15 protein-coding genes are annotated in these 12409 nt (G+C 70.9%); 8 read left to right on the top strand and 7 right to left on the bottom strand.

All coding sequences use genetic code 11. The features are described from left to right. Positions 1-10 precede the first annotated feature (10 nt). The 4 genes from NQZ70_RS14695 (at position 11) to trxA (ending at position 2072) form a co-directional block, all read left to right on the top strand. Complete coding sequence (locus NQZ70_RS14695; RefSeq protein ID WP_237245307.1) at positions 11-661, top strand: DUF3540 domain-containing protein; 651 nt, start codon at positions 11-13, stop codon at positions 659-661. A gap of 12 nt (positions 662-673) precedes the next feature. Beyond that, the gene (locus NQZ70_RS14690) at positions 674-1063 is read left to right on the top strand and encodes a DUF4150 domain-containing protein (protein ID WP_129574768.1); all 390 of its coding nucleotides are present in this window, start codon (positions 674-676) and stop codon (positions 1061-1063) included. A 7-nt stretch (positions 1064-1070) separates the two neighbouring features. Continuing rightward, the gene (locus NQZ70_RS14685; protein WP_129574767.1) at positions 1071-1517 is read left to right on the top strand and encodes a hypothetical protein; all 447 of its coding nucleotides are present in this window, start codon (positions 1071-1073) and stop codon (positions 1515-1517) included. A 153-nt stretch (positions 1518-1670) separates the two neighbouring features. After that, complete coding sequence (gene trxA / locus NQZ70_RS14680) at positions 1671-2072, top strand: thioredoxin (RefSeq protein ID WP_129574766.1); 402 nt, start codon at positions 1671-1673, stop codon at positions 2070-2072. A gap of 54 nt (positions 2073-2126) precedes the next feature. Here trxA and NQZ70_RS14675 read toward each other — a convergent pair whose 3' ends face one another. The 3 genes from NQZ70_RS14675 to NQZ70_RS14665 form a co-directional block, all read right to left on the bottom strand. Continuing rightward, positions 2127-3245: a DUF3089 domain-containing protein gene (locus NQZ70_RS14675; protein ID WP_129574765.1), complete on the bottom strand. Its 1119-nt coding sequence runs from the start codon at positions 3243-3245 to the stop codon at positions 2127-2129. A gap of 28 nt (positions 3246-3273) precedes the next feature. Then, positions 3274-3684 carry a GFA family protein gene (locus NQZ70_RS14670; protein WP_129574764.1) on the bottom strand — a complete coding sequence of 137 codons (411 nt, stop codon included), beginning with the start codon at positions 3682-3684 and terminating at the stop codon, positions 3274-3276. Between the two features lie 105 nt (positions 3685-3789). After that, positions 3790-4182, bottom strand: a complete 393-nt coding sequence (locus NQZ70_RS14665; RefSeq protein ID WP_129574763.1) for a DUF2809 domain-containing protein — start codon at positions 4180-4182, stop codon at positions 3790-3792. Positions 4183-4438: 256 nt separating this feature from the next. Between NQZ70_RS14665 and chvE the strand changes: the two genes are divergently transcribed. The 3 genes from chvE (at position 4439) to mmsB (ending at position 8510) form a co-directional block, all read left to right on the top strand. Next, positions 4439-5563 carry a multiple monosaccharide ABC transporter substrate-binding protein gene (gene chvE, locus NQZ70_RS14660; RefSeq protein WP_129574762.1) on the top strand — a complete coding sequence of 375 codons (1125 nt, stop codon included), beginning with the start codon at positions 4439-4441 and terminating at the stop codon, positions 5561-5563. Between the two features lie 141 nt (positions 5564-5704). Continuing rightward, a complete protein-coding gene (gene mmsA / locus NQZ70_RS14655) occupies positions 5705-7237 on the top strand; it encodes a multiple monosaccharide ABC transporter ATP-binding protein (RefSeq protein ID WP_129574761.1) in 1533 nt (510 codons plus the stop codon). 7 nt (positions 7238-7244) lie between these two features. Beyond that, on the top strand, positions 7245-8510 hold the full coding sequence (mmsB, locus tag NQZ70_RS14650; RefSeq protein ID WP_207217852.1) for a multiple monosaccharide ABC transporter permease: 1266 nt from the start codon (positions 7245-7247) through the stop codon (positions 8508-8510). 24 nt (positions 8511-8534) lie between these two features. On the opposite strand, the gene NQZ70_RS14645 is transcribed toward mmsB, so the two are convergent. From NQZ70_RS14645 to NQZ70_RS14635, 3 genes are read right to left on the bottom strand one after another with little or no spacing between them, the layout of a single operon-like run. Next, complete coding sequence (locus NQZ70_RS14645) at positions 8535-9083, bottom strand: hypothetical protein (protein WP_129574760.1); 549 nt, start codon at positions 9081-9083, stop codon at positions 8535-8537. Continuing rightward, positions 9073-9615, bottom strand: coding sequence for an RNA polymerase sigma factor (locus NQZ70_RS14640; protein ID WP_129574759.1), 543 nt, complete (start codon positions 9613-9615; stop codon positions 9073-9075). Before NQZ70_RS14640 ends, NQZ70_RS14645 begins: the two co-directional genes overlap by 11 nt. Before the next feature lie 12 nt (positions 9616-9627). Further along, positions 9628-9759 (bottom strand): hypothetical protein, encoded by a 132-nt coding sequence (locus NQZ70_RS14635; RefSeq protein ID WP_257792777.1) that lies wholly within the window; start codon positions 9757-9759, stop codon positions 9628-9630. A 203-nt stretch (positions 9760-9962) separates the two neighbouring features. On the opposite strand from NQZ70_RS14635, the gene NQZ70_RS14630 reads away from it, so the two are divergent. Further along, positions 9963-11468 (top strand): L,D-transpeptidase, encoded by a 1506-nt coding sequence (locus NQZ70_RS14630; RefSeq protein WP_129574758.1) that lies wholly within the window; start codon positions 9963-9965, stop codon positions 11466-11468. 49 nt (positions 11469-11517) lie between these two features. Here the strand turns inward: NQZ70_RS14630 and NQZ70_RS14625 are convergent, their stop codons facing one another. Continuing rightward, positions 11518-12381, bottom strand: a complete 864-nt coding sequence (locus tag NQZ70_RS14625) for an STAS domain-containing protein (RefSeq protein WP_129574757.1) — start codon at positions 12379-12381, stop codon at positions 11518-11520. Positions 12382-12409: the final 28 nt, after the last annotated feature.

The following is a 12409-nucleotide window of genomic DNA, read 5'->3' as shown; positions in this document are numbered from 1 at the left end:
GAACGAGACCATGCGAGACAATCTGGCGAGACAAAGGGTGGAGACCTTCGCGATCCAGGAGGTCGGTACGGTCATCGGCGCGGTGGACCGGTCGTTCCAGGTGCGCGTCGGGTCGGGCGACTACGCGGCCAAGCGGGCGGTGAGCTGCCTGGTCGAGCCCGCGCTCGGCGACCGGGTGCTCGTCGCGCTGCACGACGCCGGGTGCCACGTGCTCGCGGTGCTCGACCGCGAGGGCGACGCGCCGACGCGGCTCGTGGCCGAGGGGGATCTGGAGGTGAGCGCCCCGGGCGGGCGCGTCACGGTCGCCGCGGGCGAGGGCGTGCGCCTGGTCACGCCGGCCGAGGCGTCGGTGGCCGCGGCCAAGGTGCGCGTCGCCGCGGGCGAGGGTTCGCTCGCCGTCGGGGCGATGACGTACGTGGGCGAGCGGCTTGTCGCGCAGGTGGATCGCGTGAAGACGGTCGCGCGGTCGGTCGAGTCGATCGCGGAGCGCTGGGTGCAGCGGCTCGATCGGGCGTACCGGTTCATCGCCGAGTCGGAGCAGGTGCGGGCGCAGTACTACGAGGTCACGGCGAAGGCCGCGGTCAACATCAAGGCGCAGGCGACGCTCGTCTCGAGCGGCGAGCTGACCAAGATCGACGGTGGGCAGATCCACCTCGGCTGACAGGAGGCACCGATGTTCGCGAACACGCAGATGGGAGGCATGGCCCTGGGCGGGCCGGACGTGTGCCTGACGCCGCCGGCGCACCTGCCGGTGCCCTACCCCAACCTGTCGGCGCAGCCGATGGGGGTGCCGGCGGCCTACAACGTCCTGTTCATGTGCACGCCGGCGCACAACTTGATGACGCAGGTGCCGCTGACGAACGGCGACAACGCCGGCCTGGAGATGGGCCTCGTCTCGCACACGGTGATGGGCCCCTCGCGGCACGTCACCGCGGCGTTCACCGTGCTCGTGGGCGGCGCGCCCGCCACGCGGATGACGAGCATCACGATGCAGAACTCCGTCAACGCGGTCGGGGTCAGCCTCGTCCCGAGCCAGGTCAAGGTGCTGCTTCTCGCGCCATAGCCCGCCCATGAAAGAGCACAACCGGCTCCGCATCGAGCGCCTCACGGCCCGCTACGCGCGGCGCATCGAGGGGGCGCGCGCCCCCGCGGAGGCCGATTTCATCAGCGAATTCGCATACTTGCGCGAGCGCGTGCTCCGCCCCCCGATGGAGGAGTTCGCCGCCGAGCTGAGGAAGGCGGGCCACGCGCCGCGCATCGTGATCGATGAGGGGCACGACACGCCGAGCATCGAGCTCGCCCTCGGCCTGCGCGAGGCCAAGGCGAGCCGCAACGTGGTCGGCTTCTGCGTCATCCGCTGGACCGGCTATCCGCTCCAGATCCTCGCCTACCTCGAGGTCAACCCCACACCGTTCGATCTGGAGCGGTTCGCCCGCGCCGCGGACATCGGGCCCGACCGCGTCGAGCAGCTCCTCGTCGAGGCGATCGAGCAGATCATGGTCTGCAATGCGCCCTGAGCGGGGCGGAGCAGCGGAGTCAGCAGGAACGGAGTCAGCGCGAGGCGGCAGCGGGCAGAGCTCGGCGCGGAACGCGGAACGCGGAAGCGGAGGCGCGGAGCCAGGGGCCGGCCGTTCAGCGACAGGGGTGGGTTTCGGGGCTATGCTCCGCGGATGAGTACCCAAGAGCTCAGCGCGGCGAACTTCGAGCAGACGGTCGAGTCGAACGACATCGTCCTCATCGACTGGTGGGCGCCCTGGTGCGGCCCTTGCCGGGTCTTCGGGCCCGTCTTCGAGAAGGCCTCCGAGAAGCACGCGGACATCGTGTTCGGGAAGATCAACACCGACGAGCAGCAGGAGCTGGCCCAGGCCTTCGGCATCCGCTCGATCCCGACGCTGTTCATCTTCCGCGAGAAGGTCCTCCTGTTCGCGGAGGCGGGCTCCCTGCCCGCGTCGGCGCTCGATCAGGTGATCGAGAAGGTGCGCTCGCTCGACATGGACGAGGTGCGCGCGAAGATCGCCGAGGAGGAGGCGAAGGGCGCCGCCGACGGAGGCCAGGCCGCCGAAGGGTCTTGAGGGCCAGGCGGCCGCGAGGGGGCGCCGGGCGCCGGCGGGAGCGCCGGAGTCCTCCTACCGGGATTGGCGCGCTGACGCCGCGAGGAACGCGGCCAGCCGCGACGCGGCGTTCTCCCGGAGGTTCATGAAGAAGAGCTGGAACTCGATCGCGTGGTAGTTCTCCTCGCCGAGCACGCGATCGAGGATGCGGCTCGGCAGGTCCCGGGGCGTTTCGCCGACGTCGTGCACGATGAGCGTGCCGTCCACGCACTGGACGTCGCCCGCGAGCCTCGCGCGCGGCGCCCTGTCGTCGCTCTCGAGGAACACCGCGCCGAGGTTCAGGTCCGCGGGCGCGCGGGCTCCGTCCGTTCGCCATGACAGCGGGTTGGTGCAGAGCCGCTCCCGCGGGTCCGGCCGGTGCATCTCGAAGTCGCTCGGCACGTACGCCGCCCCGCGCGCGTTCCACGCGACGGCGCAGCGGACGTCGTCGGCCGCCCGGCACGGTGGAACGTCGGGCGCGCGCTCGCGCAGCCCGTCGACGGTGACGGCGCCGCCGATGAGGTAGGCCGCCACGAGCTGGTCCCGGAGCGCGGAGCCCGAGATGGCCTCGCGCAGCAGCCGCTCGGCCATGACGGTCCCCTGGCTGTGGGCGGCGAGGAGGAACGGACGGCCGGCGCCGCGCCTCGCGTTGAAGGCGTCGAACGCCCGCCGGACATCGCCGTAGGCCACGTCGATCGCGCGGTCCCCGTCGGCGGAGGATCGCGTGAACGCCATGCCGTTCGCCTGCCGGTACCGGGGCGCGTACACCGCGCAGCAGCCGTTGAACGCCGTCGCCTGGATCCCTGTCGCGCCCCGATCGGTGGCGTCGTTGACGGCTGTGTCGTTCGTGTCGGCGTTCCAGGAGCGGCCCACGTAAGAGGTCGAGTGGACGTAGAAGACGTCGGCGGCGGCGCGGCGCTGGTCGACCGCCGGCGCCGAGGGCGGCGCCGCGTCGCCGGCGTCGTCGCGCTCCGGGAGCGCGCTCCAGCTCCGCGGATCCGCGTAGTCCGGCGCGGGCGGGAGCGCCGCCGCGTCGAAGGGAGCCCCCGGCGTCAACGCGCTTCGAGTCAGCGCGCCGACGTTCAGCGCCGCGATCGCCCCGCAGGCGACGACGCCCAGCGCGACCCGGAGCGCGATCCTCACCGATCTCTTCATGGGGATACCTCGCCTTGGGGCATCTAGGCTACGTGGTGGTCTTGGCGCCGCGGTAGTCGGTGGCCCCGGGGATGGCGGGCAGCCAGGGCACGCGGTGCACGGTCCAGAGCTGGAACGACGGCGGCGGCAGATCGCCCGGCCGGTCCATCGTGCCGAGGAAGATGTCGAGCTCCCTGGCCCCGTCACGGCGCCAGAAGAGCGACGAGCCGCAGGTCGCGCAGAACTGGCGGACCGCGAGGCTGGACGACCGATAGGTCGTGGGGGCGCCGGAGAGCAGCTCGAACAGCTCGTCGGGATAGGTGGCGAACGACGGCATCGGCGCGCCGGTCTGGCGTCGGCACTGGCTGCAGTAACAAACGTTGACGCTCACCGGCGCGCCGCGGGCGCGGTAGCGGATCGCGCCGCACAGGCAGCCGCCGGTGTGGTGAGCCTCGGTCATGGACGTCGCCTCCTTGCTCCTGGAACTCGCGTTCGCCAGCCTGGCCCCTGCCGGCGCACCGCGCAACCGGCGCGCGGCGCGGCGGCGGGGCGGCGCGGCGGCGCGTCACGCAGCGACCCGGAGCGGCCGGCAGAGCGCGAGACCGAGGGCGCAGCCGACGGCGTACAGCGCGAAGTCGGCGGGATCGAACCCGCCGTTCGCGCCGAGCAGGAGCCGCCCCGGGGTGGTGCTGCGCGCGGCCCACAGCCAGGGCAGCTCGCTCAGCTGGAGCAGCTCGATCGCGCACGTCGCGGCGAAGACCGCGAGCGAGAGCCGGTGGGTGCGGGCGGAGATCCACACGAGCTGCGCCGCGGCGATCCACACGACCTCATAGAGCACGGCGCCGGCGCTGTTGCGCAGCCAGACCGGACCGCCGTGGAACCGGGCGATGAGGCCCACGGGAACGACGGCGACGATGAGGAGGGCCAGCGCGAGGCGCTTGCGGGCGGCTTCCGGCATGCGCCGAGCCTAACCGCAGCCTCTCCGCCAGTGCAGCTCCCGGCAGCCGGCCGTTTGGAATTGACAAGCAAAATGTGAACGCTCACAATGCGGTCCTCAAGGGCATCTTTGCTTCGCATCGATCGTGGCAGAATGATGCCTGACCGACGCGGAGGCTCGCGTGATGTCCCGCGAGACGCGAGCCATGGGCCGAGTTCCTTACCTCACTGGCCGGTTCGACCGGCTCGGATCTGCACCGTTTGCAGCAGGAGCGACGATGAAGCTTGCGAGGTTTGCCGCCGCCGCGGTGGCCATGGCCCTGGTCGCGGGCATGAGCGCCTGCGACTCCAGCGAGAAGACGGCCGACAAGGGTGCGTCCGGCGCCAAGACGAGCGCCCTCGTCGGCGTCAGCATGCCGACCAAATCGTCGGAGCGCTGGATCTCCGACGGCAACAACGTCAAGGCGACGCTGGAGAAGCTGGGCTACCAGGTCCACCTGCAGTACGCGGAGAACGACATCCCGACTCAGGTGAACCAGATCGAGACCCAGATCACCAAGGATGCCAAGCTGCTCATCATCGCCTCCATCGACGGCACGGCGATCACCACGCAGCTGCAGCAGGCGGCGGACAAGAAGATCCCGGTCATCGCGTACGACCGGCTCATCCGTAACTCGCCGAACGTCGACTACTATGCCACCTTCGACAACTACAAGGTGGGAGTGCAGCAGGCCACTTCGCTCCTCGTGGGCCTCGGGTTGAAGAAGGAGGACGGCTCCGACGGCGCCGCCCAGGGTCCGTTCAACATCGAGCTGTTCGCCGGCTCGCCCGACGACAACAACGCGACCTTCTTCTTCAACGGGGCCATGGACACGCTCAAGCCCTACATCGACAAGGGCACGCTCGTCGTCAAGAGTGGTCAGAAGGACTTCAAGACCGTGGCCATCCTCCGGTGGGACCCGGCGACCGCGCAGAAGCGCATGGAGGATCTGCTCACCACGACGTACACCGGCGGCGCGAAGGTCGACGGCGTGCTGTCGCCCTACGACGGGCTGTCCATCGGCATCCTGTCGGCGCTGAAGAGCAACGGCTACGGCGCCGGCGGCCAGAAGTACCCGATCGTCACCGGGCAGGACGCCGAGAAGGCGTCGGTCAAGTCGATCATCGCCGGCGAGCAGTTCGCCACCATCTTCAAGGACACTCGCCAGCTGGCAGAGGTCACCGTGAAGATGGCCGACGCGGTGCTCAAGGCCGGCAGGCCCGAGGTGAACAACACCAAGGACTACGACAACGGCAAGAAGGTCGTGCCGTCGTACCTGCTCGAGCCGATCATCGTGTACAAGAGCAACTACAAGAAGGTGCTGATCGACAGCGGTTACTACAAGGAGGACGAGCTCAAGTAGCCGCGTCGCGGCACCGGCCGCGCAGGGACGGCCGGCGTCGAGCGGCGCGATCGCCGCAGGCCGGCGCGCCGCCTGGGACCGCAGCCGGGCCAGCGCCGCCCGGCTCGCGCGCGCGACCCCCCCTCAAGGAGGCAGACCGGGATGGCCGACGACGCGATCCTCGAGATGCACGGAATCACCAAGACGTTCCCGGGTGTCAAGGCGTTGCAAGACGTCAGCCTGTCGGTGCGCCGCGGCGAGATCCACGCGATCTGCGGCGAAAACGGCGCCGGCAAGTCCACCCTGATGAAGGTGCTCTCGGGCGTCTACCCGCACGGCTCGTACGCGGGTGAGATCTACTTCGACGGCGAGCTCTGCAAGTTTGGCAGCGTGCGGGACAGCGAGAAGCGCGGCATCGTGATCATTCACCAGGAGTTCGCGCTGAGCCCCCACCTGTCCATCGCCGAGAACATCTTCCTCGGCAACGAGCGGGTCCACCGCGGGCTGATCGACTGGAACCGCACCAACGCGGAGGCCGAAGTCCTCCTCGCCCGGGTCGGGCTGCCGGAGAACCCGGTGACTCCGGTGATGGACATCGGCGTGGGCAAGCAGCAGCTGGTCGAGATCGCCAAGGCGCTGTCGAAGCGAGTCCGGCTGCTCATCCTCGACGAGCCGACCGCCGCCCTCAACGACGACGACTCCGCGCATCTGCTCGACCTGATCCGGGGGCTGCGCGATGACGGTATCTCCTGTGTGATCATCTCCCACAAGCTGAACGAGATCGAGGCCATCGCCGATTCGACGACGATCCTGCGCGACGGGCGGACGATCGAGACGCTGGACATGAAGAGCGGTCAGGTGACCGAGGACCGGATCATCGCCGGCATGGTCGGCCGGGATCTGGAGCACCGCTTCCCGCCGCGCGAGCCCAAGATCGGCCCCGAGGTGCTGCGGATCGAGGACTGGACCGTGCACGACCCGACCCGGCACGGGCGGGTGGCGGTGTCGGGCGCGAGCCTCACGCTGCGCGCCGGTGAGATCGTCGGACTGGCCGGCCTGATGGGAGCGGGCCGCACCGAGCTGGCGATGAGCGTGTTCGGGGGCAGCTACGGCATCCGCGCCGGCGGGCGGATGTTCAAGAACGGCGGCGAGATCCGCCTGCGGACGGTGAGCGACGCGATCGATCAAGGCATCGCGTACGCGACCGAAGACCGGAAGGCCTATGGCCTGAACCTGATCGAGGACATCAAGCGCAACGTCTCGGCGGCCGCCCTGCGGAAGCTCGCCGACCTGGGCTGGGTCGACGACAACGAGGAGTACCGCGTCGCCGACGAGTACCGCAAGCGCCTGAACATCAAGGCCCCCAGCGTCCTCACGGTCACCGGCACGCTGAGCGGCGGCAACCAGCAGAAGGTCGTCCTGGCCAAGTGGATGTTCGCGGACCCCGACGTGCTGATCCTGGACGAGCCCACCCGCGGCATCGACGTCGGCGCCAAGTACGAGATCTACACGTTCATCAACGCGCTCGCCGACCAGGGCAAGGCGATCCTGGTCATCTCGTCGGAGCTGCCCGAGCTGCTCGGCATCTGCGACCGGATCTACGCCATGTCGGCCGGGCGGATCACCGGTCAGCTCGCCCGCGCCGACGCCACCCCGGAACGGCTGATGCAATACATGACCAAGGCAAAGGAGTAGCGGCGAGATGGCCAGCCTCGCGCCCACCGGCAGCACGGCTCCCACCAGCAAGGCCCTGCCCGCCGACATGCAGTCACCTCCCGAGCGGCCGCTCAACCACCGGTTCTCGATCAACCTGCGGCAGAGCGGCATCTACGTCGCTTTCGCGCTGATCGTCGTGCTGTTCACGGGCCTGACCGGCGGTCAGCTGCTGGCGCCCCAGAACATCTCGAACATCATGGTCCAGAACTCGTACATCCTGATTCTGGCCATCGGGATGATCCTGATCATCATCGCCGGCCACGTCGACCTGTCGGCCGGCTCGGTCGTGGCGGCGACCGGCGCGGTCGCGGCCGTGCTGATGGTCGAAAACCACGTGCCCTGGCCCCTGGCGGCCGGCATCACCGTCGTCGTGGGCGCCCTGATCGGCGCCTGGCAGGGCTTCTGGGTCGCCTACTTCCGCATCCCGGCGTTCATCGTGACGCTCGCCGGCATGCTCCTGTTCCGCGCCGTGACCCTCACGATCCTGGGCAACCAGGGCATCGGCCCGTTCCCGGACGAGGTGCGCACGCTGGCCAACGGCTTCACCGAGGGATACCTGGGCAACATTCGCCTCGGGGCGCTCGGCGGGGCCGACGTGGTCACGCTGCTCGTCGGGGCGGCCGGCGTGGTCGGCATCGTGGCCACCCAGTGGCGCGCCCGGGCCGCCCGGCTCGGCTACAGGCAGCAGGTGGACGCGCTGCCGGTGTTCGTCGCGAAGCTCGCGGCCGCGTCGGCCGTGGTGATGTTCGTCCTCGTGCAGCTGGCCCGGTTCAAGAACCTGCCGTGGGTGCTGATCCTGCTGACCGCCCTGGCGCTGGGCTACACGCTGCTGACCAACCGGACGATCTTCGGCCGCCACATCTACGCGGTGGGCGGCAACGTGCACGCCGCGATGCTGTCCGGGATCAAGGTCAGTTGGGTCACCTTCTGGATCTTCGTGAACATGGGCGTGCTCGCCGCGGTCGCGGGGATCATCTTTGCCGGGCGGCTGAACCAGGCGGGCCCGACCGCTGGGATCAACTTCGAGCTGGACGCGATCGCCGCGGCCTTCATCGGCGGCGCCGCCGTGCAGGGCGGCGTCGGCAAGGTGGCCGGCGCGATCACCGGCGGTCTGATCATGGGTGTGATCAACAACGGCATGTCGCTGATCGGCTCCCCGTCCGAGCGGGTGATGCTCGTCAAAGGCCTGGTGCTGCTCGCCGCGGTGGCCTTCGACGTGTGGTCGAAGCGACGCGCCGGGGCGACCCGCTGACCGCCCGCGCCCCGCTTCACTCCATCACGCGCCGCCGCGCGCGGGGCGGAGCGCGAGCGGCGCGGTGCCGGTGAGCAGCCCCGCCGCGAGGGCGACCACGCCGCCGAAGCCGACGCAGGCGCAGCCGAGGGCGCCCGTCAGCGCGGCGACGCCGCACGCCGAGGCCCAGGAGGCCCCGAGCCGGTCCGACCGGCGCAGCGCGCGCGAGAGCAGCACGCCGGCGGCGACCCCGCCCGCCATGCAGGCCGGAACGCAGATGGAGACGCACCCCTCCGGCGTGCAGAGGTGGCCGTAGACGCGCGCGGCGTGCGCCGCCGCGAAGGGCACGAGCCCCGCCGCGACGCCCGGGAGCACGCCCCGGCCGAGCTCCCGCCCCCGCCACGAGAGCAGCGCCGCGGCGACGTAGAGCGCCGCGCCGATGATCGCGGTGGTGAGCGGACGGTCGCTCATCAGCGCGGCGACGAGCGCCACGGCGAGCGTCGGAGTCGCCGCCCAGGCCGCCTGTCGCGCCCTCCCCCGCTCGTAGGCACGATAGGCCCTCTCCTTCAGGTCGGCGAGCGCCTCAGGTTCCATAAATCCTCCTCCACGCCTCCCGGAGGCGGGCAAATGCGCGCTCGCGGCGCTTGCGGAACGCCGCGCCCGAGACCGAGGGATCGCGATCGCCCTCCAGCAGCGTCGCCCTCAGCGTCTCGCGATCCGCCTCGCCCAGCGCGCCGAGCACCTCGCGCGCCGCGTCGTCCAGATCCCGCGCGATCGCCGCGTCCTCCGGCGTGGGCACGTCGGCCGCGAGCGACGGGAGGTGCTCGTCCGGCGCCTCCCGCGAGCGGGTCCGCCGCCGCCGCGCCGTGCGGCACTCCCACGCCGCGATGGCGAGCGCCCAGGTGAGCGCGTCCGCCTCGGGATCGAACGAGCTGGCGCGGTCGAACACCTTGAGGAGCGCCTGCTGCGCCGCGTCCTCCGCGTCCGCGTCGCCCCCGAGCATGCGGCGGCAGAACGCGCTGATCGCCGGCCAGAGGGCGGCATAGACAGGGTCGAACGCCGCGCGATCGCCGTCGGCGAGGCGCCTCATCGAGGCGTTGAGCAGCGATCGCGCGCGCGGTTCCAAGGGGCTGGGGCCTCAGCCGCAGGGGCAGTCCGGGCACGGGCAATCCGCGCACGGACAGCCGCCGGCGAGCTGCGTTCCAGCATAGGCCATCGCCGGGATGCCGAGGACGGCCGCGAACAGGGTCACCTTGAGCCAACGACGCATGGGAGGTCTCCTTGTCTTCTCCGGCCGGCTGTCCTCACCGGCCTTCCTCGGCTCTAGGCGCGAGCGGGGTCGAGCGTGACACCCGCGGGATCGAAATCGTGGCGACCGGACGCGACCTCGCCGACGCGCGCTCCGCCGGCCCCCGCCGCAGCCTTGGCAGATCATTCCGCCGGGCAGGCTCGGCGTGCTAGGGTGGCGCGCCTATGTCCGGCCGCTCGTGGTTCGCTGCCCTCGGCGCGCTCTGCCTCGCATGCACGCCGTCGCGGCACGACGCCGGCTCGGGCGCCGACCCGGCCGGGCGCGCGGGTGTCGCGGTCGCAGAGCCCTCCAGCGAGCGCCCGGCGGCCGACCCCGGCGCCGCCGGGCCGATCGTCACCCCCGAGCCGCCGAAGGCTCCGGCCGCCGCGGCCCCGCTCGCCGCGGTCGAGGCGGCGCCGGCGGTTCCCTCCCGCGTGTACGCGAAGAGCCGCGAGGTGTGGATCCGGTCCGCGCCGAGGCCGAAGGCCCAGTGGATCGGTTATCTCTCGATCGGCGGGTCGGTCCGCCTGAAGAGCCCCGAGCCCGTCCGGGCCTCCGGCGATTGCCCGGCGTTCTACGCCGTCGAGCCCCGCGGCTACGTCTGCGTCGACGGCGAGCGCGCCACCCTCGACGCGGCCGATCCGATGCTGAAGACGCTGAGCGAGCATGCCCCGCTCGTCGATCAGCCCCTGCCTTACCGCTACGGCGAGTCGCTCGGCCTCAAGCGCCTCTTGAACGTCGAAGGCATCGACGCGCCGGCGTGGCCCGCGGGGATGCACGATCTGCGGCACATGCAGGTCCGCCCGCGCTCGTCGGTCGCATGGACGAAGGAGGTCGAGGCCGGCGGGGCGACGTGGCTCTGGGCCTCCGATCTGACGTTCGTGCCGAAGGACAAGGTGAAGCCGTATGAGCCCGCCACCTTCGAGGGGGTCCACCTCGGCGCCGACGAGCGGCTCCCGCTCGTGTTCTTTCGGCGCAAGCCGCGCCCCAAGTACCGCCTCACCGAGGAGAACCAGCTCGCGAAGACGGACGCCGTGTGGGAGCGCCTCGACCGGGTCGGGCTGACGGGCAAGTCGCGGCAGGTCGGCAAGCTGACGTATCTCGAGACCCGCGACGACGGGCACTGGGTGCTCGAGCGAGATGCGGTGGTGATCAAGCCACGGAAGTCGAAGAACCCGTGGGGGCGCCGCATCCAGCTCGGCGGCGCGGCGCCCGCGGCGCCGGCCGAGGGGCCGAGGAACACGTGGATCGAGATCGCCGCGCTCGAAGGCTGGCTCATCGCCTATGAGGACGACCGGCCCGTCTTCGCCACGCTCATCTCGGCCGGGCGCAACGGGGCCGACGACCCGGAGAGCGTCGAGCCGTTCGTGCCGCCCTCCACGACCCCGCTCGGCCAGTACCGCATCAACCGCAAGTGGGTGACGAAGACGCTCATCACCCCTCACGTCGACGAGGACGACTGGATCGAGGCCGAGGTGCCGTGGAGCCAGCACTTCTTCAGCAAGTACCTCCTCCACGCGGCGTACTGGCACAACAACTGGGGCGACGGGCAGAGCGGCGGCTGCGTGAACCTCTCGCCGGTCGACGCCAAGTGGCTGTTCCACTGGACCGAGCCCCCCGTGCCGGAGGGGTGGTACGCGGTCCAGGTCACGCGCAAAGACCCGTCGACGCGCGTCGTGATCCACCGCTGATCGCCGCGGCCGAGCGCGCGGCGCGCCGCGCGGGCGCCCGCGCCGACGGCTACTTCACCGGGACGCAGCCCGCGTCGCCCGCCTCGCCCGCCGCGGCCATGCGCCGCATGCAGAGCTTGAGGCCGGCGCGGAGGTTGCCGACGGTCGTGACACCGGACAGGTCGAGCCCGAGCGCGATCATCGTCTGGGCCACGTTCGACCGGATCCCGGTGACGATCCCCTCCGCGCCCAAGAGCCGGATCGCCTGGATCATCTCGATGATGTACCCGGCCGTGCGCGTGTCGACCGCGTCGACGCCCGTGAGGTCGAGGATCGCGTAGCGGGCGTCCTTGTCCACGATCGCCGTGAGCAGGTTGTCCATCACCTCGGCGATCCGCAGGCTGTCCACCACGCCCACCATGGGCAGGGTCAGCACCTTGTCCCAGACCTCGATGATCGGCGTCGAGAGATCGCTGATGACCCTCTGCTGCTTCTCGATCAGCTCGAGCTTGTTCCGGAGGTCCTGCTCTCGCTGCCTCGCCGCGGTGGCGTCCATGGTGATGCTGACCGCGCCGGGCTCTCCGCCGAGGCGCACGGGGACGAACCATGTCTCCCAGGTGAGGCCGTGCGCCTCGGTCACGGCGTGCGACCCCTTCCCCTCGATCGCCTGCCGTATGGCCTCCGCCGCCCCCGGCGACCCCGCATAGAGCTCGTAGACGCTCTTGCCGAGGAGCTCTCCCGGCCGCACGCCGCCGGAGACCTCCAGCCCCTTGCCGTCGTGGAACCTGAAGATCCCCTCGCGATCGTACCTGCACACGGAGACCGGGAGATTGTCGAGCACGGCCCGGAGGAGCAGCTCTGCCTCTCCGAGCTCCGCCTCGGGCTCATTCTGGATCTCCGCACCCGCCGCGGCCGACGCCTCGTCCCCCTTCATGAGAGCTTTTTACCCCGCCCGCGCGCTG

The sequence above is a fragment of the Sorangium sp. So ce836 genome (genome assembly GCF_028553905.1).
GTDB lineage: Bacteria > Myxococcota_A > Polyangia > Polyangiales > Polyangiaceae > Sorangium > Sorangium cellulosum_D.
This window is presented reverse-complemented; position numbering and strand designations above follow the sequence as displayed.

Excerpts from the sequence above, each read along its gene's own strand:
- NQZ70_RS14695 (WP_237245307.1), top strand. The coding sequence starts at position 11 with ATGCGAGACAATCTGGCGAGACAAAGGGTGGAGACCTTCGCGATCCAG.
- chvE (WP_129574762.1), top strand. The coding sequence starts at position 4,439 with ATGAAGCTTGCGAGGTTTGCCGCCGCCGCGGTGGCCATGGCCCTGGTC.
- NQZ70_RS14685 (WP_129574767.1), top strand. The coding sequence starts at position 1,071 with ATGAAAGAGCACAACCGGCTCCGCATCGAGCGCCTCACGGCCCGCTAC.
- NQZ70_RS14625 (WP_129574757.1), bottom strand. The coding sequence starts at position 12,381 with ATGAAGGGGGACGAGGCGTCGGCCGCGGCGGGTGCGGAGATCCAGAAT.
- mmsB (WP_207217852.1), top strand. The coding sequence starts at position 7,245 with ATGGCCAGCCTCGCGCCCACCGGCAGCACGGCTCCCACCAGCAAGGCC.
- mmsA (WP_129574761.1), top strand. The coding sequence starts at position 5,705 with ATGGCCGACGACGCGATCCTCGAGATGCACGGAATCACCAAGACGTTC.
- NQZ70_RS14630 (WP_129574758.1), top strand. The coding sequence starts at position 9,963 with ATGTCCGGCCGCTCGTGGTTCGCTGCCCTCGGCGCGCTCTGCCTCGCA.
- NQZ70_RS14675 (WP_129574765.1), bottom strand. The coding sequence starts at position 3,245 with ATGAAGAGATCGGTGAGGATCGCGCTCCGGGTCGCGCTGGGCGTCGTC.
- trxA (WP_129574766.1), top strand. The coding sequence starts at position 1,671 with ATGAGTACCCAAGAGCTCAGCGCGGCGAACTTCGAGCAGACGGTCGAG.
- NQZ70_RS14645 (WP_129574760.1), bottom strand. The coding sequence starts at position 9,083 with ATGGAACCTGAGGCGCTCGCCGACCTGAAGGAGAGGGCCTATCGTGCC.
- NQZ70_RS14670 (WP_129574764.1), bottom strand. The coding sequence starts at position 3,684 with ATGACCGAGGCTCACCACACCGGCGGCTGCCTGTGCGGCGCGATCCGC.
- NQZ70_RS14665 (WP_129574763.1), bottom strand. The coding sequence starts at position 4,182 with ATGCCGGAAGCCGCCCGCAAGCGCCTCGCGCTGGCCCTCCTCATCGTC.
- NQZ70_RS14635 (WP_257792777.1), bottom strand. The coding sequence starts at position 9,759 with ATGCGTCGTTGGCTCAAGGTGACCCTGTTCGCGGCCGTCCTCGGCATC.
- NQZ70_RS14690 (WP_129574768.1), top strand. The coding sequence starts at position 674 with ATGTTCGCGAACACGCAGATGGGAGGCATGGCCCTGGGCGGGCCGGAC.